23 protein-coding genes are annotated in these 23,631 nt (G+C 60.1%); 9 read left to right on the forward strand and 14 right to left on the reverse strand.

Annotated features, from left to right (window positions below; translation table 11 throughout):
• Positions 1-57: 57 nt before the first annotated feature.
• The 5 genes from proX to FKM97_RS21095 form a co-directional block, all read right to left on the reverse strand.
• Positions 58-1,092 (reverse strand): glycine betaine/L-proline ABC transporter substrate-binding protein ProX, encoded by a 1,035-nt coding sequence (gene proX / locus FKM97_RS21075; RefSeq protein WP_144294421.1) that lies wholly within the window; start codon positions 1,090-1,092, stop codon positions 58-60.
• A 53-nt stretch (positions 1,093-1,145) separates the two neighbouring features.
• Entirely contained in the window at positions 1,146-2,090 is a 945-nt protein-coding gene (locus FKM97_RS21080) for an ABC transporter permease (protein ID WP_144294422.1), read from the reverse strand.
• A gap of 7 nt (positions 2,091-2,097) precedes the next feature.
• On the reverse strand, positions 2,098-3,267 hold the full coding sequence (locus tag FKM97_RS21085) for a quaternary amine ABC transporter ATP-binding protein (protein ID WP_144294423.1): 1,170 nt from the start codon (positions 3,265-3,267) through the stop codon (positions 2,098-2,100).
• A 22-nt stretch (positions 3,268-3,289) separates the two neighbouring features.
• The gene (locus FKM97_RS21090; protein WP_144294424.1) at positions 3,290-4,369 is read right to left on the reverse strand and encodes an LLM class flavin-dependent oxidoreductase; all 1,080 of its coding nucleotides are present in this window, start codon (positions 4,367-4,369) and stop codon (positions 3,290-3,292) included.
• 224 nt (positions 4,370-4,593) lie between these two features.
• On the reverse strand, positions 4,594-5,598 hold the full coding sequence (locus tag FKM97_RS21095; protein WP_170241048.1) for a GntR family transcriptional regulator: 1,005 nt from the start codon (positions 5,596-5,598) through the stop codon (positions 4,594-4,596).
• Positions 5,599-5,834: 236 nt separating this feature from the next.
• Here FKM97_RS21095 and FKM97_RS21100 point away from each other — a divergent pair, with 236 nt between their 5' ends.
• Both FKM97_RS21100 and FKM97_RS21105 read left to right on the forward strand, forming a co-directional pair.
• The gene (locus tag FKM97_RS21100) at positions 5,835-6,599 is read left to right on the forward strand and encodes an acetoacetate decarboxylase family protein (protein WP_144294426.1); all 765 of its coding nucleotides are present in this window, start codon (positions 5,835-5,837) and stop codon (positions 6,597-6,599) included.
• Between the two features lie 120 nt (positions 6,600-6,719).
• Entirely contained in the window at positions 6,720-7,487 is a 768-nt protein-coding gene (locus FKM97_RS21105) for an acetoacetate decarboxylase family protein (protein WP_144294427.1), read from the forward strand.
• Positions 7,488-7,547: 60 nt separating this feature from the next.
• Here the strand turns inward: FKM97_RS21105 and FKM97_RS21110 are convergent, their stop codons facing one another.
• Positions 7,548-8,156 (reverse strand): helix-turn-helix domain-containing protein, encoded by a 609-nt coding sequence (locus FKM97_RS21110; protein WP_170241049.1) that lies wholly within the window; start codon positions 8,154-8,156, stop codon positions 7,548-7,550.
• A 237-nt stretch (positions 8,157-8,393) separates the two neighbouring features.
• Between FKM97_RS21110 and FKM97_RS21115 the strand changes: the two genes are divergently transcribed.
• Genes FKM97_RS21115 through FKM97_RS21135 form a run of 5 tightly spaced genes read left to right on the forward strand, consistent with a single transcriptional unit; the run spans position 8,394 to position 12,704 of the window.
• On the forward strand, positions 8,394-9,149 hold the full coding sequence (locus FKM97_RS21115; protein ID WP_144294429.1) for an acetoacetate decarboxylase family protein: 756 nt from the start codon (positions 8,394-8,396) through the stop codon (positions 9,147-9,149).
• Between the two features lie 27 nt (positions 9,150-9,176).
• Positions 9,177-10,067, forward strand: coding sequence for a transporter substrate-binding domain-containing protein (locus FKM97_RS21120; RefSeq protein WP_144294430.1), 891 nt, complete (start codon positions 9,177-9,179; stop codon positions 10,065-10,067).
• A complete protein-coding gene (locus tag FKM97_RS21125; RefSeq protein ID WP_246105203.1) occupies positions 10,068-10,973 on the forward strand; it encodes an amino acid ABC transporter permease in 906 nt (301 codons plus the stop codon).
• Between the two features lie 38 nt (positions 10,974-11,011).
• Complete coding sequence (locus tag FKM97_RS21130; RefSeq protein ID WP_144294431.1) at positions 11,012-11,782, forward strand: ATP-binding cassette domain-containing protein; 771 nt, start codon at positions 11,012-11,014, stop codon at positions 11,780-11,782.
• A 58-nt stretch (positions 11,783-11,840) separates the two neighbouring features.
• Positions 11,841-12,704 carry an isocitrate lyase/PEP mutase family protein gene (locus FKM97_RS21135; protein WP_144294432.1) on the forward strand — a complete coding sequence of 288 codons (864 nt, stop codon included), beginning with the start codon at positions 11,841-11,843 and terminating at the stop codon, positions 12,702-12,704.
• A gap of 72 nt (positions 12,705-12,776) precedes the next feature.
• On the opposite strand, the gene FKM97_RS21140 is transcribed toward FKM97_RS21135, so the two are convergent.
• Positions 12,777-14,804 (reverse strand): transcriptional regulator, encoded by a 2,028-nt coding sequence (locus FKM97_RS21140; RefSeq protein WP_144294433.1) that lies wholly within the window; start codon positions 14,802-14,804, stop codon positions 12,777-12,779.
• A gap of 115 nt (positions 14,805-14,919) precedes the next feature.
• Here FKM97_RS21140 and cysK point away from each other — a divergent pair, with 115 nt between their 5' ends.
• Together cysK and FKM97_RS21150 are read left to right on the forward strand one after the other, a co-directional pair.
• The gene (gene cysK, locus FKM97_RS21145; protein ID WP_144294434.1) at positions 14,920-16,005 is read left to right on the forward strand and encodes a cysteine synthase A; all 1,086 of its coding nucleotides are present in this window, start codon (positions 14,920-14,922) and stop codon (positions 16,003-16,005) included.
• Positions 16,006-16,027: 22 nt separating this feature from the next.
• Positions 16,028-17,524: a pyridoxal phosphate-dependent decarboxylase family protein gene (locus FKM97_RS21150; protein WP_144294435.1), complete on the forward strand. Its 1,497-nt coding sequence runs from the start codon at positions 16,028-16,030 to the stop codon at positions 17,522-17,524.
• Between the two features lie 64 nt (positions 17,525-17,588).
• On the opposite strand, the gene FKM97_RS21155 is transcribed toward FKM97_RS21150, so the two are convergent.
• From FKM97_RS21155 to FKM97_RS21185, 7 genes are read right to left on the reverse strand one after another with little or no spacing between them, the layout of a single operon-like run.
• Positions 17,589-18,491 (reverse strand): polysaccharide deacetylase family protein, encoded by a 903-nt coding sequence (locus FKM97_RS21155; protein WP_144294436.1) that lies wholly within the window; start codon positions 18,489-18,491, stop codon positions 17,589-17,591.
• Positions 18,492-18,519: 28 nt separating this feature from the next.
• A complete protein-coding gene (locus FKM97_RS21160) occupies positions 18,520-19,389 on the reverse strand; it encodes an alpha/beta hydrolase (RefSeq protein ID WP_144294437.1) in 870 nt (289 codons plus the stop codon).
• A gap of 12 nt (positions 19,390-19,401) precedes the next feature.
• Complete coding sequence (locus tag FKM97_RS21165; RefSeq protein ID WP_246105204.1) at positions 19,402-20,403, reverse strand: ABC transporter substrate-binding protein; 1,002 nt, start codon at positions 20,401-20,403, stop codon at positions 19,402-19,404.
• Between the two features lie 22 nt (positions 20,404-20,425).
• Positions 20,426-21,256 (reverse strand): ABC transporter permease, encoded by an 831-nt coding sequence (locus tag FKM97_RS21170; protein ID WP_246105205.1) that lies wholly within the window; start codon positions 21,254-21,256, stop codon positions 20,426-20,428.
• A complete protein-coding gene (locus FKM97_RS21175) occupies positions 21,253-22,023 on the reverse strand; it encodes an ABC transporter ATP-binding protein (RefSeq protein ID WP_144294438.1) in 771 nt (256 codons plus the stop codon). Before FKM97_RS21175 ends, FKM97_RS21170 begins: the two co-directional genes overlap by 4 nt.
• A 22-nt stretch (positions 22,024-22,045) precedes the next feature.
• Entirely contained in the window at positions 22,046-22,831 is a 786-nt protein-coding gene (locus FKM97_RS21180; RefSeq protein WP_170241050.1) for an SDR family NAD(P)-dependent oxidoreductase, read from the reverse strand.
• 10 nt (positions 22,832-22,841) lie between these two features.
• Positions 22,842-23,630 (reverse strand): SDR family NAD(P)-dependent oxidoreductase, encoded by a 789-nt coding sequence (locus FKM97_RS21185; protein ID WP_144294440.1) that lies wholly within the window; start codon positions 23,628-23,630, stop codon positions 22,842-22,844.
• Between the last annotated feature and the right edge of the window lies 1 nt (position 23,631).

The following is a 23,631-nucleotide window of genomic DNA, read 5'->3' on the forward strand; positions in this document are numbered from 1 at the left end:
ACCTCATCTGTGTCTGCTCCCTCTCTCACGCGTGAGAGAGGGAGGGATGTTTGGACTTTATTTGGTTGCGTTCGCCACCCAGGTGTCAAAATCCTGCTGGTGAGCGGCAATCCACGCCTCTGCCACCTGCTTGATGTGGCGATCGGCTTTGCTCTGCTTGATTTCACCCTCCCACTCAGTCCAAGTGCTCAAGGGGAAGCGGACCTGCTCCAGGAACTTGGTGACGGCAGGATTTTCGGCAAGAAACGCGCGGTTTCCGATGGAGACGTAGTTCCACGCGCCGATCGTCATACGGCAGGGATTCTGCCCGCCGGCACAGCCAACCACATCCTTCACCAGGGCCGATCCAGGGCTGGCGACGCCTGTGGGAAGCGCCTCGAAGGGGGTCGGCAGCCACACGACATCACGGCCGGGTTGCAGCGTGTTGACGACCCATGACGGGCTCCAGGTGTAGAACAGCACCGGCTCGCCCCGCGCCGAGCGCGCGAAGGTCTCCGCCATCAGGATCTCGTACTTTCCCCGGACAGAGCGTACCGTATCAGCCAGCCCGTATTCCTTGAGCTGGTACTCGACGACGTCCCCGCAGCTCCAGCCCGGGTCGCAATTGTTGAGGTTGGCCTTGCCGTCACCGTCGGTGTCAAAAAGTGCTGCCAGCTTCGGATCCTTGAGCTGCTGGACGCCAGTGATGTTGTTCGCCTCAGCCGTCTTCTTATCAATGAGGTAGCCGTTGATGCCGCCCCCAATGATCGAACCGTCGCCGATCAAGGCCAGCTTGTCCTTCACCTTCTCGTAAGGCACCTGATTCTGGGGCCAGTTGATACTGGTGATGAGGTCCATATCCCCCTGAGACGCCGCCGCATAGAAAGCGGGAGCCGCCAAGGTCGTCATTTTGACTTTGTAGCCGAGCTTCTCGAGCGCTGCGATGACCACCTCGTCCTGGATGTAGCTTGCACCCAGCGAATTGGACCGCGCGTAGCGTATGGTTTTCCCCTCGCCCGGTTGCGAGGTATCGGCATGCGCCCCGATCGATGTGACGAGCATCGCTGTGGCCGCCGCGAGACCAACAGCGACATTTCTGAAGATTGCCTTCATATCCCTCATTCTCCCCATTTTGGATTGTAAAAACTTAGAATTCGGCCGCCATTTCAAGCGGCCTGTTTGGACTGGCTGGTGAGCTCCAACTCCCCCGGGACAGGATCCCGGCCCGGGCGGACGAGATTGGATACGGCCGCCATGATCCCACCCTGTTTTCCGGGCGGCTTCGCCAATGCCTGGGTGATGCGATCGAGCATGATCGCCAGGAGCACGATCGAGATGCCGCCGACGCCGGCGCGGCCAACGTCAAGGCGGCCAAGGCCTTCGAGAACCACCAATCCCAAGCCTTCGGCGCCGATCATCGCAATGATCACTGACATCACCATGGCGATCAGCACGGTCTGGTTCAGGCCACCGAGAATAGTAGGCAGGGCAAGCGGCAGTTGTACCTCCCAGAGAAGCTGCCGTTCGGTCGCACCAAATGCGCGGCCAGCCTCCACCATCTCCTCATTCACCATCCGAATTCCAAGATTGGTGAAGCGTATGAGCGGCGGAATGGCGGCGACGATAACGGCGACCTCTCCCGGCACGGTGCCGACACCGAAGAGCATTACCACCGGCACCAAGTACACGAAGCTGGGCGTGGTCTGCATCACGTCGAGGATTGGCCTGACGATCCGCCAGACGCTGTCGCTCCGAGCACAGAAGATCCCGACGGGAACCCCCACCGTGACGCAGAGCACAATCGCCGTGGTAATCAGGGCCAAGGTCGTCATCGCTTCGGGCCAGACACCGATAAAGGCGATGAAGACCAGGGATACGAGGCTGAACAAGGCGACGCCTCTCGAGGCCAGCAACCAGGCGAGCAAAGAGAACAGCAGAATGAAAATCGGGAACGGTACCCCTTGGAAGCTTTGCTCAATGAACGAGAGAAGGGTTTCGATCGGCCACTTTATCGCCTGGAAGATCGGCCGCAGATAGAGCGCAGTCCACTCGACAGAGTTCTGAATCCATTCGTCGACGGGCAATACGTATAGGTCATCAACATCGAACATGAGGGGTTCAGCCTGCGGTGGGAGAGTTGCTGGATGACTGTGGAGTGCCGATCCGACCGAGCACCTGCAATGGATCGACGCTGCCTATCAAAGCGCCATTGTCATCCACAACGGCCAGGGGAAGGTTCGATCCAAACCTCCCAGCGATTTCCACAAGCTTATCGGTACCGCGGACGAGGCCAAAGTCAGTGGACATCGACGAGGTGAGGTTTCCCGCTGCGACCCCCATCGGTACAACTCCCAAGACCCGACGGTCCTTATCGACCACGAAGCGAGGCGCGGACGGGTCGGCCGTTGCAAGGTCGGCATCGCTTTGCAGACCGGCGGCGGGCTTCATGACAGAGTGGGCATCGAACAAGCGCGAACGATCAACGTCGCGCGCAAATGCCGAGACATAATCCGACCGCGGATCGAGTACGATCTCCTGCGGGGAGCCCTCGCGAACGACCTTCCCGTCCTGCATGATCGCGATGCGCGTCCCGAGCTTCAGCGCTTCCTGAAAATCATGAGTGATGAACAGGATCGTCTTGTGCAACATGCGCTGCAGTCGCAAGAGTTCGTCCTGCATTTCGCTGCGGATCAGCGGATCAAGAGCGCTGAATGCCTCATCCATGATCAGGATGTCGGCGTCGGTCGCCAATGCTCGGGCCAGCCCCACCCGCTGCCTCATTCCGCCACTGAGCGCCTCGGGACGATGGTGCGCCCAACTGGCGAGCCCTACGACGGCCAGCACCTCTTCAGCCTTCTTGCGCCGCGGCTTTGCCCCCATCCCGCGAAGCTTCAGACCGAACTCGACATTCTCCACCACCGATTTGTTGGGCAGCAACGCAAAATGTTGGAAGACCATGGAAATGCGCGAGCGACGGGTTTCCCGTAGTCGGTCCTCACGCATTGTGAGCACGTCCTCCCCGTCGATCAGAATCTCCCCGGAACTTGGCTCGATCAGGCGATTGACGCAGCGGGCAAGGGTCGATTTTCCGGAGCCAGACAGACCCATGATCATGTAAATCGCGCCAGCAGGAACCGACAGCGAAACATCCTGAAGCGCTACGACGTGGTCGAGCTTCTCATGAATGGTGTCCTTCGTCTCACCCTCTTTGAGCATCTGCATGGCGCGGCCAGGGTCTGTACCGAAGACCTTATAAACCTTGCGGATATCAATTCTGCTTTCGGTCATGAGCGCTGCGATACCCTCGTCTTCAAGCGAAAACCGGTGACGGCTTCTTTGTCGGCTCGGGGCGCCTGGAGAATTCGGGCATTACCTCCCGGACCATGAGCTCGATCGTCTTTTTCTGCATCTCGAACGGGGTGTTGAAGCAGACCCCCAGCACCATTTCATCAACGCCCGCAGCTTCGTAAGCATGAAGCTTCTCCACGATCTCGTCGGGAGTGCCGAACAGCATCGCCTCTCTGACAACTTCTGGATCGTAGTTGCCGCGATTGACGACAGTGTCATACGACACCTTTTCCGGGAAACCGTTGTCCACCGTTCCTATATTGTGGAACAGGTTCTCGAAACTGCGTCCATAATCGATCGAGAGCTTTACCGGAACCTCCCAGTCAGCGGGATTTTCATACACACATGCGCGGCGCATCATCAGAAATTTCGGCTTCGACACTTGTGGGTTATCGGCCACGGCTTTCTTGAACTTGTTGCTGAGATTGGTGACCTCGGCCATGGGAGAGGACAGAGGCGTCGCCATGATATTCGCACCGACCTTCACAGCCCAATCATAGGTGTTCGGATCGCGCGCAGCCACCCAGATCGGCGGGTGGGGCTGCTGCAGCGGTCTCGGCACCGATGTCGACTTCGGAAAGCGCCAAATATCGCCGTCGTGTTCGTAGTTTCCGTGCCAAAGTTCCTTTACCGCCGGTACCATCTCGCGCATGTGGGCGCCGCCCTGTTCCTGAGGGAGCCCCCCGGCCAGACGGTCGAACTCGTATTGGAATGCGCCTCTCGCAATTCCGAGTTCGAGACGGCCGTTGGTGAGGTGATCGCATAAGGCAGCCTCCCCAGCGAGACGGAGAGGATTCCAATAGGGAGCGACAATGGTCGCCGTGCCGAGGCGCACGCGTTCGGTATGATCGCCCCACCATGTCAGGACCGAAAACGGGTTCGGGGCGATCATGAATTCAATAGCATGATGCTCCGGGGTCCAGAGGGTCTGAAAGCCCCCTTCATCCGCCATCCTGACGAGCGCGAGGAGGTTGTTCTTCACGACCGTCATGTCCTTGTCAGGACTGAAGCGCTCCATGTGCAGGGAGAGAGAGAATTTCATGTTGCAGTCGGCACCTTCAGCTAACGACGAGGCCTTATCCACATCTTGATCATGCATTGCCGATCAGCGGCCAAGAGTAGCCGGAGATGAGCGCTGTGCCTTCATACGTTTGGTAGCACGAACCCTGCAAGCTCTCGTCTCATACGTAGGACCCGCAGGTCCCGCCCCGGCCGACAGATTTCGCAAGCGAAGCCCAAAGGAATGGCTTCAAGGAAGATGCTTCTTCATTGCAGCAGGGTCAGATACGGCGGCAAGGACACGTCGGACGACTTGCGCTTGAACTCCAAGCGCTTCAGCCATCGTGAGACGGCCGCCTCAAGATGCTCATGAAGAACATTTGCCGCCTGGGTGCCTTTGCGTTCGAGCAGGAGTTCGACGATGCGAAGATGTTCATGCAAGGCGTCTTCAATCAGTCCGGTGGGGATGCCCAGGACCGGGTCGTGCAGATGGCGCGTCGGCGCAAAGAGGAGATGCGTGGGTCGAAGCGCTCGCAGGATCTCCTTGTTCGGTGCGTATCCCAGGATCCCGATGTGCAGATCCGTTTCCGCCCGATCAAAGTCACTGCTTTCCAAGGGATGCTTGGCAAGCGTCGCCAAGATGTGGTCCCGCGCCCGGATGAGATATTCGGGGTCAACATGAGGCGCTGCATCGCGAAGGGCATGAGGTTCGAGCAGCTTCCGCATTGCGAACAGGTGATGGACACGCTCCGGCGTGATCCTTTCGGACACCCAGTGACCGCCCCTCTCCTTGGAGATCAAACCCGTCCCGTGCATATGCGCAAGAAGGTCACGGGTAACGGTGCGGCTCACACCGAAATGCTCGGCAAGCCTCCGGTCACTTATCCTGACCGACGCAAACAGGATTGCCGCCAACAGATGTTGCTCAACCTCAGCATACATCCCCTCCCAAAGTCGGGACTGAGCCAGCTGAACCGGCTCGAGGACCGCCCCAGGAGACGAGCCTTGCATCTTCGATCGACCAGAAACGAGGAAGCCCCGCGTGGGATGCTTATCGAGCAACCCCTGCTGCCGCAAAATCTCCAGAGCCCGCCGCGCGGGCGACCGGGAGACACCGAACAGCTTGGCAACGGCCACTTCCATCAACCGGTCCCCTGGCGGCAGGACGCCCTCATGGATGAGTTCGCGAAGGCGGGCCGCAATCTGTTGCTGGAGCTGAGCGGCGGGCCGCTCAGGCAGCGACCGGAAACCGCAAGCGGCGTCGTTCACCATTCTCCCTTTGCACGCTTCTTGGGCAACGGCCCCGGTTGACATGACAGCAGGTTGAACCTACCAATTTGTACGTTGGATGCAATGTACGTTCAGCGAATGCCGACTTTGCTGACAGCGTCTGGCGGCGAAGGGGAGCATCCTCACGAAATTCAGTAGATGACCATCTGGGCGCGGCCTTGCATGCCGAAGGTCGCCCTGCTCACGCAGATAGAACAAACCCAATAGGGAGAGACAGAATGTTCGGAGACTTCAAGCTGCATCCCAATAGCGGCGTGAATCCCCCTTATTCACCGGCCTATCCAGTAGAGTGGTGGTGCACGCTACGAACGCTGGAGGTGATGACGCGCGTCGATCAGAATAAAATCGGCACCTTGCTCGCCGATACGCCATTCGAACTTGTCAACGACCGGGTAGCCTTCCGCTTCATGGCCTCTCCCGGACATACACTGTCGGTCCATGCAGGACGGATGTTCGATTTGATGATCACGGTTGCCGTCCGGTACGAGGACATCTTCACCCAGACGCATATCTACATGTATTGCAGCGATCCGATGGGCATCGCCGCCGGACGCGAGTTGTTCGGATATACAAAGAAAGATTGTCACTATTCTTTCGAGGAGCTGAAAGACGGTCGGGTCAACAGCCATGTGACAAGACGGGGGATCCCTTTGGCCGATGTCGCCTTCACCCCCGATTCCACGCTACCGGTCGTTCGCCTGGTCGATGCGGAAGAGCAGCCCGCCGGCGAGATCCATGTCCGCCGGCTCCCGCATCCGGAGCGTCTCGAAACGGCCTATGCCGACGTGGTTTACCGGCGAACACCGCTCAAGTATTCGCAGCCGGTCCCAGGACGCGCGTCCCTGAAATTGCATGCGTCGGAATTCGATCCCATCAGTGCACTCGAGCCCGAGATCCTAAGCGCGCAGTTCATGACGTCGAGCGTTTATGCTGGAGGTTTCGAGCTCGAGGACAGACGCCTCCTGAAGCGACTGATCCCTTAGCCATGATCCGGGACGCTTGCGACATACAGCAGGGCTACTCCGCGCCTACAGAAAACTGATTGACAAAATCTTTCCCTGGGAAAAAATGGCATCCATATTTTTTTCCGGGGATAAGCACGAATGTCCAGCACTGAAAGCCCTTTCATCGGTCCGAACCCAATCACGTTCTGCGTCCCTGACAGGAGCCCCCTCTACAAGCCACTTCCCAGACTCTATCGCAACCTGCGGAAGCTCAGCGTCTACGCCCGTGGAGATATGGCCGGCATCCGAAAGCTCGTGCCGCCGGAATTCGAGCCCGCGTCAGACATTGTCGAGTTCTTCGTCATGCATTGTCCCATCGTCCATGACGAGGCCGATCCGACCATGGGGCCGCGCTGCTACAGCGAGGGCGGCGTCGTCGTCAGCGTAAGTTACAAGGGCAAGGTCGGAGGTCACGTCGCCTATGAATTCGTGACCACGGACGACGCCATGTGCGGCGGGCGCGAGATCATGGGTTATCCCAAAAAATTCGCAGAGGTCGAATTGACCGAGAGCGGAAAGACGATGCAAGGGACCGTCCGCCGCCTGGGACGAGATCTCATCATCGCCTCCTTCGAAGAGGCCGATGCAGCGGTGGAGAAGCCCGTGGTGCAGCCACGATATCAGGTCAAGCGGATCCCCCGGGCGGACGGCATGGGTTATGACGTCAACCAAGTCGTGACAATCCAGGTCGGAAATTCGAAACTTCTCGAGCGGCGCACGGGCAAGGCCACTCTGTCCGTGGGCGGACATCCGAATATGGATCCGTTGTCAGAACTCGGGATCAAGGACGTCGTCGGCGCCGAATTCATCGTTGGTGAATTCGATCTGGGCTACGGCGAGATCCTCGAAGATCTGCTTAAGCGCTAGCAGCAAGCACTCCGCTGCGCGATGGCCTGTCGACGGCCAATCGCGCGGCGCGGCAGAGGATTAGCCGCGCTTAACATCGCTCGTCACCCACAGCAGAACTGCGGGGTCGCGATCTGGATTACGGCAGAAATGAACGCTGTCGGTGGTGTAGCTGTAGCTGTCTCCCGCGTTCAGGAGGAATTTCTTGCCATCGATGAAGAGCTCCAGCTTGCCGCTGAGCAAATAGCCATCTTCTCGCTTCTTATGCGCGGAGCGCCGTTTGGGGGTGGATGCGCTCGGCTCAAAAACCGATCGCATGACCTCGACCCCCGTCCCCAGGACAGGGGACAGAACTTCAGTCGTAATCCCGCCCTGCTTATAGAGGCGGTGCGATCCGTTCCGTTCGATCAGGCCGGTTTCTTCCGCGGCACCCGGATTGCGCTGATTCAGAAACCAACCGACCGGCACCTCCAGGGCCTCGCTCAGAGCGTACAGATCCCGCAATGACGGCTCAGCAAGGCCGCGCTCCAGCTTGCTAACATGGGCAATGGAGCGATCAATGCGTTCCGCTATCGTCTCGATCGTCAGGTTCTTTGACCGTCGCACCTGCCTGATTTCGGCGCCAATCGAGGTGATCATCCGAACCGGATATGGGTCTTGGCGGCCGGTCCGCGAAACGTCATCGGTCAAAGGGTTCTCCGCAGCATCAGGATCCGCACGGAGGTGCATCGGGCACCGGGTCCAGTCGGTTTGTTCCATATCATGGGGGCGACGTGCAATCGACCTGCCATCGTCTCCTAACAAACCACATTGTAAAACTGGGAAATTTTCATTGACAAAATTTTACTGAGAAAGAAAAATTTCTGTCAAGTTTTCCGATGGTGCGTGCTGGCAGACGGACGCCCTGCGACTAGGTGAGGGTATCGCATGACAAGTTTTGACATTTCTCGCCTCTATAACAGGCTCCCCTTCAACACTACCGTGCCCGGCAAATGTCCGGGTCTGACCTCTATCTCCTTTGACTGCCGCGTGGAGGCCAGCTGGCTCGAAGCCAACATCGCAGACACGCCCTTCACCCTCGTGGACGACCGCGTGCAGATTTCAGCTTCCGACTTCAGCAATCACACCGTCTTCCCGTTTCTCGACGTGATGGTCACCGCTCCGGTGGAGTACAAGGGCATCAGGGGCGGCCACCCCCTCGTCGAATTCGAGAACAAGAACAGAGCGGTTCTGGGTGGCCGAGAGAAGTGGGGCTATCCAAAGCTGTATGCGGACATCGATTTCGTTCATGCGCATGACGGAAGCGTTCAAGTCGCCGTCACGATGGGCGGCAAGAAGATCATGGGAATGGAATGGAAAGCCGGAGAGGCGCCCAGCGCCGGGGCTGAGACACCCCTCAAACTGGCGCCGCATCTTCTTCTGAAAATGCTTGCCGACCCGTCACGGGTCGGGATGGGGTACGTGGAAATCCTGCGCCGAGACACGTCGAGCGATCACGTGCTGCTCGAGCAGAAGCGGGGCATCGGAGAGCTGACATTCGGGCCCTGGCCGGAGCACGAAATCGACTATTGCCGCCTTGGCGATCTGAAAATCAAGGAAATCATCTCCGCGGAGCTGAGCATCTCCGACTGGTTCTCCAGTGAAAAAAATGGGTGGGCTCAGCTTGTGGAGAGATTGACGTAACCAAGCACAATTGAGGGGAGAACGATCATGATCAAAGTCTTCTTGCGATCAGCCTTGGGCAGCTCACGGATCGCTGCCTCTGCAACACACGCGACGCTGCTGGCTCTATCGCTGTCTTGCGGCTTGAGCGCCGCTTCCGCCCAGACCGCCACCGGAGGAGCCGATCCTGCGGTCCAGGCCCAGGTCCCGGAGAAGTATCGCAGCGGGATCACGGCGGTCTATGACCCGCAATATCCGCCGAGCTACTACATCGATGAAAACAACAAGATGGTGGGGTATGTGCTCGATTTTCAGCACGCCATCGCAACCAAGCTGGGCATCCCCGTCAAAGAGGAGCAGGCGAAATTTTCAGGCATCGTCGCGGGCATTCTTGGAGGCCGCTACGACTTCTCAGCCTTTCACGACACGCCCGAACGTCGCGAGAAGATGGACATCGCGGACATCACCCGGACAGGAACTTCGGTGATGGTGCGCGCTGGCAATCCGGACGGTCTGGATCTCTATGAGCTGTGCGGACACAAAATCGGTGCCACCCAGGGCGGCGCCCAATATCTGGAATTGCTTCCGAAGCTGCAAGCCAAGTGTACCGAGAAGGGTGAGCCTGAGATCGAAGTTTCCGTGTTCGCCGGGCCAAACGAGGGCAGCCTCGCCGTCAAAACAGGCCGCATCCAGGGATGGCTGGATGGTGCGCCCTACATCGGATACATCATCAAGAACAGCAACAACGAGTTCGAGAAGACCGCCACGTCGGACGTTACCGGAGTGTCAGGATTTGCTTTCCGCAAGGGCGATCCCATGGCCCCCTTATTCAAGCAGGCTCTCCAGAGCATGATTGACGACGGCTCGTACCAGAAGCTGATGGCCGAGTGGAAAATCCCCGAGCTGGCGCTGGAAAAGGCGCTGATCAATGGACAATAAGTGAAATCCAGAGACATGAAGTCGACACCGGATGCGGCGTCTCCGGCGCATCCGGGAGCCATCGAGACGTTGGGCAAGACCTCGCTCAAGATTGTCCGTCGGCGCGAATATGGGCGCTGGTTTGCAGACACCGTCCTGGCGTTGCTGGTGATCGGCATCGTCTGGTCGGCCGTCAACAATCCCAACTTCCAGTGGGACGTCGTCTTCAAGTACCTCCTGAACGCCAATATCCTCAGGGGATTGCTGGTCACGTTGGAGCTGACGGTCATCGCCATGGGCCTGGGCGTCGCCCTGGGCATCGTGCTCTCGCTGCTGATGCTTTCGCACGATCCCTGGCTGAGAGCCTTCGGAGCCTCCTATATCTGGCTGTTCCGCGGAACCCCGCTGCTCGTGCAGCTGATCTTCTGGTTCAACATTTCCGCGCTCTATCCCGAGATTTCACTGGGCATCCCCGGTGGTCCGACATTCTTTTCATTCTCGGGAAATTCGATCACGCCCTTCATGGCGGCCGTCATCGGTCTCACCCTGCACGAGGCCGCATATATGGCCGAAATCGTGCGAGGCGGCGTTCTCTCCGTGGGACATGGCCAGAGCGAGGCTGCGATCGCCCTGGGGATGACCCGACTGCAGGCTTTTCGGCGCATCACCCTGCCCCAAGCCCTGCGCGCGATCGTGCCCGCCAGCGGAAACCAGGTGATCCTGATGCTCAAGACGACCTCCCTGGTCAGTGTCATCGCCCTGCCGGAGCTGCTCTATTCGGCGCAGATCATCTATGCTCGTACGTTCGAAATCATCCCGCTGCTCGTCGTTGCCAGCGCGTGGTATCTGTTCATGTGTTCTCTGCTTTCGATCGGGCAGTACTTCCTCGAGCGATGGTTTGGAAAGGGCTTCAAGAAGGCCTACTAGCCAAGCGGCGACAGGGAAATTCACTCGAGATGCAACAAATGGCGTCAACAGAAGAGCCGATGGTCCTCGCCGAGCGAGTGACGAAATCCTTTGGCAGCCTGCAAGTCCTCAAGGGTATCGACCTGGAGGTCGGCAAGGGACAGGTCGTCTGCCTGATCGGGCCGTCCGGATCAGGCAAGTCGACATTCCTGCGCTGCATCAATCATCTGGAGACCATCAATTCCGGGTGGCTGTCCGTGGATGGCGAGTTGGTCGGCTACCGGCGCGAGGGCAATACTCTGGTGGAGCTCGGCGGGCGGGAAGCCGCAGCTCGACGATCCCGCATCGGAATGGTGTTCCAGCACTTCAACCTCTTCGCACATATGACGGCCCTGAAGAATGTCATGGAGGGCCCCGTCGCCGTCAGGCGGATGGACAAGGCATCCGCGCGGAAGCTTGCGATGGAACTCCTCGCAAGTGTCGGGCTGCAGGACAAAGTGGATGCCTATCCCAGCCAGTTGTCCGGCGGTCAGCAGCAGCGCGTGGCGATCGCCCGGGCCATGGCCATGGAGCCCAAGCTGCTGCTGTTCGACGAGCCCACATCCGCCCTCGATCCGGAACTCGTCGGCGAAGTCCTCGAAGTCATGCGGAACCTTGCCCGCGGCGGAATGACCATGATTGTGGTCACGCATGAGATGAGCTTCGCGCGCGATGTGGCGGATTATATCGTGTTCATGGATCAAGGCGCAGTGATCGAGCGAGGGACACCGGACGAGGTCTTGAGCGCTCCGAAGCATCCGCGGACGCGCGAATTTCTCGCCAGCGTGTAAGATTTCCTCGCTGCAAGAGTGGTAGAAGCCTCGAAGGTTGAAACCCGAGGAACGACCAATGCCGGATATCCGCCTGAAGCAGCGCCTGCACAATGGCGAATTCATCCTCGCGCCCGGGATCTACGACCTCATCTCCGCGCTGATCGCAGATGCCATGGATTTCCCGGCTTTGTACGTCACGGGCTACGGTACCGTAGCCTCCTATTTGGGTCTGCCAGATGCAGGGATCGCAACCTATACCGACATGATCAATCGGATCTCCACCATGGCGGAGCGGACCAGAACGCCGATCATCGCCGATGCGGATACTGGCTATGGCGGGCTGCTCAATGTGCGCAACACGGTGCGCGGCTACGAGCGGGCCGGCGTCTCCGCACTTCAAATCGAGGACCAGCAGTTTCCCAAGAAGTGCGGGCATACGAAGAACCGGAGGGTCATTCCTGCGAGCGAGATGGTCGACAAGATCAAGGTGGCCGTGGACACGCGCAACAGCGAGGCGTTCCTGCTGATCGCGCGCACGGACGCCCGCACTGCGCTTGGGTTGAACGAAGCTTTGGATCGTGGGCATGCCTATGCCGAGGCCGGCGCTGACATCCTGTTCATCGAGTCTCCCGAGACGGAAGACGAATTGGCCCAGGTCGGGCGGAGCTTCTCGGTGCCCGTGCTTGCCAACATGGTCGATGGCGGACGCACCCCAATCCTATCGGCGGACAGATTGAAGGAGTTGGGCTTTGCTCTCGCCATTCACCCGGGCCTTGGCTTCCTCTCTGCCGGCAGTGCCTTGCGCGACGCCTATGCTCATCTCCAGGCCCACGGCACCAGTGCCGACCTGGAACGCCCGACGTACGATTTTCAGGCGTTCAACACATTGATCGGTTTCGAGGACGTCTGGGCTTTCGAAGAAAAATATCGTCAGGACTGAGCGTACCTCGGAATGATCCGAGAATGCTTTGCCCTGCCCGCGCGACGCGAGGCTAGTTGGTGAATTTTCTCGTCAGTCCAACCCGATTCTTCGGGCGGCCCGGCGGAGTAAAACCTCGACATCCGGTGGAAACCTGAAGGTTCCGAGGAAATCGGCTACACCGAAAAGGGGGAGAGATTGCCGGATCCTGGCGGCAAACAGCTTCCCTTCTTCCAGGCGCCCCGCCAGCGCCAGGCAATGAGCAGCGATCGCCAAAATGATGGTGTGAGCATTTGGCTTGGCGGATGCCTGGACAGCCCACTCCGCTGCCTCCTCATATCGCTCTAACCTCACCAAAGCCAGTGCGCGAGCCGCGAGCATGCCGAACAGCAATGGGTCGAACGGGCTGAGCTGGCGTGATTGGTCTGCCGACAGGATCGCGGCTTGGGGATCACCCGACTGGGCGAGAACGAAGGCCAAGGCATAATGGCCAAGAGCGAAATTTGGGCTGAGATCCACGGCGCGCGTGAGTTCCCCGACGGCCTGTTCCTGACCTCCGCCAAGCCAAAGGGCACGGCCCATGGCCCAGTGCGCAGCCGGGTCATGATCATCTATCAAGACGCTGCGACCTGCCGTCTCGAGAGCCAGGGCGACTTCACGCTCGCGGTCGGCCCAGCGCTGAAAAGCATTCTGCCAGTGGGTAAACGACAAACCAGCCAATGCTCTCGCGTATGTGGGATCAATCTCGCTGGATCTGCGGAAGTACCGCTGGGCGAGCTCGTTATCGTCCCGCGTGAAGCGATATACATGCCAAAGCCCGCGGTGATAGGCTTCCCAGGCCGTGAGTGAGTTCGGCGGCTTCAAAATGGCGCGGCTCTTCTCCGCCGTTTCGATCTCGGAGGCGATCGAGGCGACGATCCTGTCACCAATGTCATCGATGACCCTTAGAGAGTCGATATCCCCGATTTCGAACTGCTCGGTCCAAACGATCCGTCCGGTCCGCGCGTCCACCAATTCGATCGTCAGCACTGTTCGATTAGATCGGCGACGGACCAGGCCCGAAGCGAAATAGTCGACGTCGAGCCGCCGCGCCGCTTCATGGGGAGCCAATCCGCCACCGGCGAGAGAAAAAACGGAGCCGCGGGCGATCACAAAAATGCTTCGCAGCTTCGCAAGGCGAGTGATGATGTCGTGTGTCAGACCAGCACCAAACCCAGCATGCCCGGGCGCATCCTCAGTCTCGGCAATCGGCATTATCGCGATGGAGGGCCGCCGCTGCCCCTGGGACTGCTCGGCCTGAGCGGCTGCCGTGGTTCCTTTCTCCTCATGGTCAAGGGACAGGGCCCGATCGACCGAAGAATTGACGACGCCCTTGCGCATTTCGCGCCACGCCAATGACAGACTGGTCGTCGACAAATTCTCAGAGTTGAAGAGCCGCATCACTGCATCAAAGTGCTGTTCGGCCTCTCTTGGTTCGTCGCAGAGCAACAGCGTTCTGAGCAAGAGGATCTGCGCATCATAGTCGAAAGGCATGAGCGAAACGCGCCGTTCAGCGTAAGGCCGCAGCACCTGCGGATCGTGCATCAGAAGCTTGCTCACCTGACCGAGCATCGCCGCGTGAGATGCTCTGTATCTGCGTCTCTGGCTCATGATCCAATGGTCGAGCTGCGGGCTCCGGTTGAGCTCAAGCCCCTCGAGAAAGTCTCCCATCAGGAGGCCGGACAATTCTTCGAGGCGACCGATGTCGCATGTTTCCCACCCGGCGGCGGCCGCCGCCTCGATTTCCAGGGCATCCACCCGGCAGCCGAGAAGATCGAGAGAAATCATCTCTCCTCTTGAGAGGACACGTTCGCAGCCGGTCTCCTTCAGTACCGAGCGCAATTTGCTCAGACACCAACGCAATTCTCCGCGGGGATCATTCGGCGCATCCCCCAGCAGCTCGCAGAGCCGGCTGCGACCGACAGGACGCGGGGAGACTGCGAGGTAGGCCAAGAGCGCCCTTACCTTTCGGGAGGCCGGCAGGGTCAGGGCCGATCCGTCGCGAGACAGAGCAAGCGGGCCAAAAAGCTTCAGCGTCAGTCCGCCGGATGGTTGGTCAGCGATGAAGGACTGCGTTTCCATGCGTTTTTCCACGCTTTCACCAACGCTCCTATCCTCGTGTAAACTCTATCACCGCGTGCAATCAGGTGCACCCGGCATTCTCGGACCAAAGCCGAGCACGTTCAGGAGGACTGCCATGCAAGATCAAGGACATATCCGCACCACCACTGGCCGCGGGCGTCTTTTCGACAGCATATTGGAGACGGTCGGCGATACGCCGACCATCCGCATCAACAATCTCGGCGTGGACCACGCCACGATCTACGTGAAGGCCGAGTTCTTCAATCCGGCGAGCTCAGTCAAAGATCGCCTCGCCCTCAACATCATCGAAGATGCCGAACGTCGCGGAGCATTGAAGCCGGGCCAGACCGTGGTCGAGGCGACAAGCGGCAACACGGGGATCGGGCTGGCAATCGTCTGTGCCCAGAAGGGCTATCCGCTCGTTGTCACGATGGCCGACAGTTTCTCCGTCGAACGGCGGAAACTGATGCGGATGCTCGGAGCAAAGGTGGTGCTGACGCCCCGCGCTCTGAAGGGCTTCGGCATGTATCAAAAAGCGGTCGAGCTTGCGGAGGCAAATGGGTGGTTTCTCGCGCATCAATTCGAGACCGATGCGAATGCCGCCATCCACGAAGCGACCACGGGTCGTGAAATCATCAACGATTTCGCGGGATCGCGTTTGGATGCCTTCGTGACAGGGTACGGGACCGGGGGAACGGTTGCCGGGGTCGGCCGCGTGCTGCGGCGCGAACGCCCTGAAACCAAAATCATTCTCAGTGAACCCTCCAATGCACAGCTCCTGGCAAGCGGTAAACCTCAGGAGCGCAGCGCCAATGGAGCCCCAGCGGGCAGTCATCCGGCATTCGAGCCTCATCCCATCCAAGGCTGGACGCCCGATTTCATCCCCTATGTCCTGCAGGAGGCGGTCGACAAGCACCTCTATGACGAAGTCGTCCCGGTTGATGGCGCCTCAGCCATCAAGTGGGCGAAGGAACTTGCCCAGAAGGAGGGGATCTTCGTGGGGATCTCGGCCGGTGCGACCTTTGCCGTCGCTCGCCAAGTGGCCGAGCGGGCTCCTGCCGGATCGGTCATTCTCTGCATGCTGCCCGACACCGGAGAACGCTACCTGTCCACACCTCTCTTCGAGGGTATCGAAGCCGAGATGAACGATGAGGAACGGGCTTTGTCCTTATCGACGCCGGGGTTTCAGTTCGCCGCTTAACCATAGACGGAGCCTGCCCCTCATGCATGCATTCCCTCACACCGACGACGTGATCGCCGAACATAGCCTGGACCCCCAGGATTGGGGGGCTTTCTCCGCGACGGCCCATGGACTTGTCGATGATGCCGTCGCCTCTGTTCGCGATGTTCGCCACCGGGCGGTGTGGCGGGAAATGCCTCCCGAAATCAGGGAGCGGCTGAGTGGGCCCCTGCCGCGCCATCCGCAACCGCTGACTGAGGTTGCGCGGACCGTCTCCGAGGTGATCATGCCGTATCCCATGGGCAATGTGCATCCGCGATTCTGGGCCTGGTACATGGGAGCGAGCAACATGACGGGGGCACTGGCGGACTTTCTTGCCGCCGTGCAGGGCTCTAATCTGGGCGGAGGGAACCATGCCGCCGCGCTGCTGGATCAGCAGGTCGTGCGATGGTGCAAGGAGATGGTTGGCTTCCCAGAGACAGCAAGCGGGACATTGGTCAGCGGCGGGTCCATGGCCAATCTCCTCGCCCTGACGATCGCTCGAAATGTCATGGCTGGCTTCGACATCAGGGAGCATGGGCTCGCGGCCCTGACGCAGACGCTCTGCTTTTATGGCTCGGACCAAACCCATAGTTGCCATCGAAAGGCCGTAGAAGCCCTGGGTTTGGGCAACCGCAGCCTTCGACGCGTCGCCAGCGACGAGGAGTATCGGATCGACCTGAAGGCGCTCAGGCGGGCCATCGCGGAAGACAGAACCGCCGACCGACGTCCCGCCTGCATCATCGCGAACGCGGGAAGCGTTAATACCGGATCGATCGACGATCTGGACGCCCTTGCGGACCTTGCCCATGAGGAAGGGCTCTGGCTTCACGTCGATGGCTGCATCGGCGCGCTTATCGCTCTCGCCCCGTCGAACAAGCATCTTGTCCATGGTCTGGAGCGTGCCGATTCCATCGCCTTGGACCCCCATAAGTGGCTGCATGCACCGTTCGATGTCGGTTGCTGCCTCGTCCGCGATGCCCAGGCGCATCGAGGGGCATTCGCGACAACCCCGGAATATCTCCAATCAACGCCCCGCGGCTTGGCTTCGGGTGACTGGCTGCACGAATTCGGCCTGCAAACCAGCCGCGGCTTCCGCGCTCTCAAGGTGTGGATGGCCCTGAAGGAACATGGGGCGGATCGGTTCGGGCGTCTGATCGACCAAAACATCAGTCAGGCTCAGTATCTCGGAAGGCTCGTGGTCGCCGATCCCCGGCTTGCCTTGATGGCGCCAGTCGCCATCAACATCGTCTGCTTTCGATTTGATCCGGGCGGGATCGACGAAGCCGAGCTGAAGGCGCTCAACCTTGAGATCATGCTCAGGCTCCAGGAGGACGGCAGCGCGGTGCTCTCCGATACGGTCCTGAAGGGACAGCATTGCCTGCGGGTCGCCATCTGCAACCACCGCACTCTTTATGAGGACCTCGATTTTCTGGTCAGGGAGATCCTCAGGCTCGGGGATGAGGTGTCTCGCGGCGAGGCGAGCCAGCCTTCATCATGACGCTCCGTCTGAGTTCTTCACGTCATAGGCGCCTTCCTCCCGCGCCGATCGGGGTGAAGCGTATTCACTGATCTCCCGGAACCGTGCCCGACGGCAGCATCATGCAATGATCCGCAATCCGATCCGGATCGGTGAACCAAATTCGTTCCTTTGCGGCATGTCCGGCGATGTGCTGCAGGGCACGGCGCAAGGATGGCAGGCGGAAGGGCTGACCCGAGACGAAGGGGTGCAGCATGAGGTTGAAGACCAGGGGCTGAGCGTCGCTCTGGCGCAACAGCTCGTCGAACTGATCGACGACCATGTCGGCAAACTCGGTGGGATTGGCATGCCGGTGCAGGATCTGGGCGGAATCATTGACTTCCATGGGACCGGGGATCGACAGAATACGGCCCTTTCGGGTCCGCAGCCAGACCGGCTGATCGTCCATGGGCCAATCCAGGACATAGGAATAGCCGAGCTCCTGGAGCAAGTCTGCGGTGTGGCTGCTTTCGAGGACACCCACGCCCAGCCAGCCCTTGGGCCGCTGCCCCTCATGTTGGGCGATCGTCTGCGTGACGCCGTCAATGACCCGGCGCTCGTCATCTTCCCACATCTGAGTCTGGCGCTCGGCATTGGTGCGGCCATGGGCGACGATCGCGGCGCCGCGCTTGCGCAGTTCAGCGAAGACTTCGGGGTAGTAGTCATAGGCCAGTGAGTTGACCGCTGCCGTAACTGGGAGCCCAAGCTGCTCGTACAGCTCCAGCAGGCGCCAGAGACCGACGCGGTAGCCATAATCGCGCCAAGCGTAGTTGCGCTGGGTTTGCGGCGCGCCCTGATGGAAGGGATCGTGGCCGATCCCCGCCTGGAAGGCAAACACCTCGATGCCAGTGCCGATCCACACCGCCAGACGTTTGCCGTCGGGCCATGAATAGTCTGGTCGACTGAAGATCGGGGAGAAGTCGTAGCGACGCTGGGCCGGAAGCAGCATTATCGATTCTCCTGCCTGACAAGGGAATTCAGCTCACGAAGTTCAGCACGGCCTCCCACATGAGCTTACGATTGACGCCTAAAGGCGTGCAGTGGGCCACGCCGGGCAGGATGGCAAATCGCTTGTCGCCCGTCGGCAGCAGGCGGAAGAATTCAAGCAGATCCTCCACCGTGGCGATGCCGTCGTGCTCGCCACGCACGATCATCGTGGAGGCAGGGATCTTCGTCGGGTCGACAAGCGGCAACTTGGTCGTCATGTCGAGATAGGTGCCGGTGGGCACGGAGTCGCCGAAAGAGAGCTGTGACTCGGCGCAGGCTTCCATCACCGCGGGATGGGTGGTGCCAGGCTCGTCGCGGGTAAAGATACTGCGGATGAACGCATGATCGATGGGGCGGCGATTATTGGCGCGGAACTGCTCGACGCCTTCCTTGCGTTTGGCGAGGGTCGGCGAGCCCTCCCCTGTCCAGACGAAGGCATCGAGGATAATCCTCTCAACCCGCTCCGGTGCGGCTTGGGCAAAAGCTGCAACCCGGAGTGCCCCGGATGACAGCCCGTAGAAGTGCATCCGCTCTGACCCGCTCTCTCGGGCGATGACTTCCGTCGCCGCCTTGAGATCCTCGACACCGCAGGCAATGTCGGAATTGCCCGCGGTGATGGTGGAGCGGCCATAGCCTTCATGGTCCATGGCCCAGACATCGAAGTCACGTTCGGCCAGCCATTCCATAAAGGAGTAGTCAGGCTGACCCGGCACCTGCAGATCAAAGGTGGGTATTGCCGAAGTCGACGAGCCGTGGACCAGCACGATCGGCGTTCTGTTTCTCGGTGATGCCGTCTTTCTCTTCCGCCACATGAAAAGAGAGACAGGTCCCTTGCTCGCCCAATGTTCTTCGGCAATCATTTTGTCGGATCCTTACTGCTTGGGCAGGAACTCATTCGTGAAGGTCTCTTCGAAGTTGATCTTCTCGTCGCCTTTCGGTTGCAGATACTCGAAGACCTTCTTGCCGCCAGCCAGCGTCATTCTTCCGTCCTTGCTCCAGATCTGCTTGACGACGTCATAGGCCTGCTGGTTGGCGTCGGGGTCCATGGTCGAAAATTCCGCTCCCATGATCTTCGGTCCACGTTCCGGATCGAGCAGGATCTGCTGCGCCTCGACGAAGACCTCCACGACCTTGCGGACGAGTTCAGGCTTCTCAGCGATGAGAGACGGGTGAGTCACGAGGGTCATGAAAATCAGATCGCGAAACTGTTCGACCTCGCCATTCATGAGATCGACCAGCGTATTGCCAAGCCCACGCTGCTTGATCACGACGCCTGCCGGTTCGAAGGGCATGGCGGCATTGATGGTTTTCGTCTGGAAGGCGCCGACATAGGACGCGGCTTCGGTCCCGAGATAGACGAGCTCCACGTCCTTGGGCAAGTCGAGACCGTGTTGACGGGCCAGGACGCCCAGCATCTTCTCACCGGAGCCTCCAGCGGACGGCGTGCCGACCTTGGCACCCTTCAGCGCCAACACCTTCTCGGCGATGCTCTTGTCCTTGTTGGCTTCGTACAGCTCGTTATTGACCACGATGTTGTTCAGAGGACGGTCGGTCACGTTGAAGACCGAGACCAGCTTGCGACCCTGGGCGGTTCCGGTGAGGACGTGTTCGTAACTGAGAATGCCGAACTCGACGTCGCGATTGAACACGGACTGGAAGGCGAGCGAGCCGCCTTTCACGAAAGTGACCTCCGGCTTCAATCCATGTTTCTCGAACAGCCCCTCGCGCATTGCGATGTAGAGCGGGCCGGCGAAGTAGCCGCGGCCGATATTGGTGATGCGTACCACCTCTTGGGCCATGGCCGTGACCGAGACCGCAGAAACCGCAGAGACCGCCAAACAGGCGACCAGAACTCTCATCAGCATCTTCTTCATGGCGTCTACCTCCCTTTTTTGATTATCGGCTCAAGACTTTCCACCTCTCCAGGCGTCGCTGGAGCACGCTTACAGCTTCGTTGAAAACCACCGCCAGGATCGCGATTACAATCAGTGCGGCGAACACACCTGCAGTATCGAACTCACTCCCTGCGAGCTGCACGAGATAACCAAGACCTCGATTTGCCGCGATCAGCTCCCCGATGATAGCTCCGATCAAGGCGTAAGGCACGGCGGTCTTCAAACCCACGAAGATCCACGACGTCGCCGAGGGAAGCACCACGCGGGTCAGGATCTGGCTGCGGGTCGCCCCCATCAACAGCAGGCAGTCGGTGAGATCGGGATCGACCTCGCGCACCCCGGAGAAGGTGTTCACGAAGACCAGGAAAACGACCAGGACTGCAGCCAGTGCGATCTTGGATTCGATCCCGAGGCCGAACCAGAGCAGGAAAAGCGGCGCCAAGGCTACTTTCGGCAAGGCGTTGAACGCCCAGATATAGGGATTGAGCAGCCGGCTGAGGAACGGAGACAGACCAAGCCACACTCCACCGACCACGCCGGCCACTGCCCCTATGAGAAAGCCCACCAAGGTCGCGTGGACTGTCGCCCAAATGTTCACCCAGATCGTGCCGTTCTCGATCCAGCCCCACAAGCGCTCGCCGACGGCCAGCGGACTCGAGATCATGAACTCATCGACCAGCCTGCCGGAGGACCATTGCCACAAGGCAAGGAAAGCGACGCCCAGGATGATCTGCAATACCACCATCGTCGGCGTGCTGACATCGGTCAGGGATTCGCGCCAACCCGGGCGAGGGGGATCTGCCGCGCGGTCTGTCATTTCGGGGACTGTCACTGCTTGGCCTCGTCGTATTCCTGGCGGAGGCGATCCCAGATCGTATTGTAGATTTCCTGGAACCGGGCCGTGAACCGCACCTGTTGCACGTCGCGCGGCCTGGGAAGGTCAACCTCCTGTTCAAAGGAGACGCGCGCGGGTCGGCGCGTGAAGGCTACCACTCGGTCTGCGAGCGTGATGGCTTCAACCAGATCATGGGTCACCAGCACGATGGTCTGCTTGTTCTCGGCCCACAGCGTGAGCAGCAGATCGTGCATCGCGATCCGAAGCTGCGCATCGAGGGCCGCGAAGGGCTCGTCCAGGAGCAAAGCCTGGGGCTCATAGAGCAGCATCCGTGCAAGGCAGGCCCGCTTGCGCATGCCACCAGACAATTCGTTGGAGTATTTGTCCTCGAACCCCTCGAGACCCACATGGCTGATCATGGCGCGGGCCGCATCGCGCCGCTTCTTCGCCGGCAAACCCGCCAGTTCCAAGGGCATAGCGACGTTGTCGAGGACGGTCCGCCAGGGCAGCAGATTGTCCTTCTGGGTCATGTAGCCAACATTGGTGTTGGGGCTGGTCACCCTTTTCCCGTCATACATGACCGTGCCAGCCGAGGGTGCGTAAAGACCGGCGATCATGTTCAGCAGGGTAGACTTGCCGCACCCGGAAGGCCCAATCAGTGCCACGATCGACCGCGGCTCGATTGACAACGTCACCCCATCGACAGCCCGCACCTCGGTGCCGCCCTTGCGGAAGGTTTTGCCGATGGAGTCGAGGGCGATCATCTCTCAGGTCTCATCCATTTAATTAGAAGATCATGCGCTGATGGCCGCCATCGACATCGATGTTGGCTCCGACGATGTAACCGGCACGTTCCGAGGCCATGAAGGCAACCGCATCGGCGATGTCCTCAGGCTTGCCCCACCGCCCCAGAGGCACAGTGGCGCCCCAGCCCGTCTGCTGCTGTTCCAGGCTGCGGCCGAGATACTGCTCTTCGTCGATCACGAGGTCCGCGGTAAGCGGGCTCTCGATACGGCTTGGGCAGACCGCGTTGACGAGAATGCCATAGCGCCCGAGATCATCGGAGAGAGATTTGACAAAGGCGTGCTGGGCCGCGTTGACGACAGTCGATCCCAGGACCTGTCGACCGGGCACCTTCCCCGCCTGACCGATGACAAGGATGAAGCGGCCGCCGCCGCGCTCGCGCATAATCGGTGCAGCACAGCGGGCGAGTTCCCAGGGGCCGAGAACCTTCGTGCGGAAGTGCGCGGCGACGTCTTCGGAGGAGACCTCGTCCAGGCTGCCGCGCAAATGGGTGCCGGCGTTGCTGACAACGATATCGAGACCGCCGAAGACCTCGACCGCCGTGCCCACCATGCGCGCGACGTCAGCGGGATCATCGACATGGGCCGTGGTGCCCGAAACTTCACCAAGGGCTGAGAGCTCTTTCAGCGCCTGATCGAGCTTGGGCTTTTCGCGGCCACAGATGAGGACACGCGCGCCCTCCCCCAGCAGCCTGCGCGATATTGCGAGGCCGATGCCGCTGGTGCCGCCCGTCACGATCGCGATCTTGTCCTTCAGACCGAGGTCCATAGGCTCCCTTTCATCCGAAGACATAGCGGTTGTAGCCGCCATCGATGGATACTGAGCTTCCCGTCACGAAATTCGCCCGATCGGACACGATGAAGGCGACGAGGTCAGCGATCTCGTCAGGCTGGCCGAGGCGGCCCAGGACATTGGCCCTGGTGAAGCCCGATGCAGCCGTCGCGCGGTCGATGCCACGCTCGCGCATCTCTTTCGACAGCGTCGCGGTGATGATGTCCGTCTCGACATATTGCGGGCAGACGGAGTTCACGCGAACATTGTCGCGCGCGACTGCATCCGCTACCGATTTCGTCATGGCTTGAGCGGCCGCGTTGGCAATGCCCGACGGCATGCGATCGGGATGAGGATGGCGCGTCGCCTGACCGATGATGTTGACGATGCGCCCGTCGCCGGCCCGGCGCATATGCGGCAGCACCTCACGGATCATGCCGAAGAAGCCGAACAGCTTGTCGTTCAGCTGTCGTTGCAGGTCCTCCTCGCGCATGGTCTCGAGATTGCCGCGGACGTGGGTCCCCGCGTTGTTGACCAGGATATCGATACTTCCCAGGGCAGAAGCAGCGTCAGCCACGAAACGCTCCCGCTGTTCCGCATCGGCGGTGTCGCAGCGGATCGCTACGACCTCGCCGCCTTTTTCCAGCTCAGCCCTGGCCGCGTGCAGGCGGGCCTCGTCGCGGCCGCAGATCGCGACTTTCGCGCCTTCCGCCAGGAAGCGCCTGGCGATGGCCAGGCCGATTCCCCGCGTTCCACCCGTGACCAGGGCGACTTTGCCCTCGATCCCTAGATCCATG

Origin of the sequence: Rhodoligotrophos appendicifer, from assembly GCF_007474605.1 — a bacterium.
GTDB lineage: Bacteria > Pseudomonadota > Alphaproteobacteria > Rhizobiales > Im1 > Rhodoligotrophos > Rhodoligotrophos appendicifer.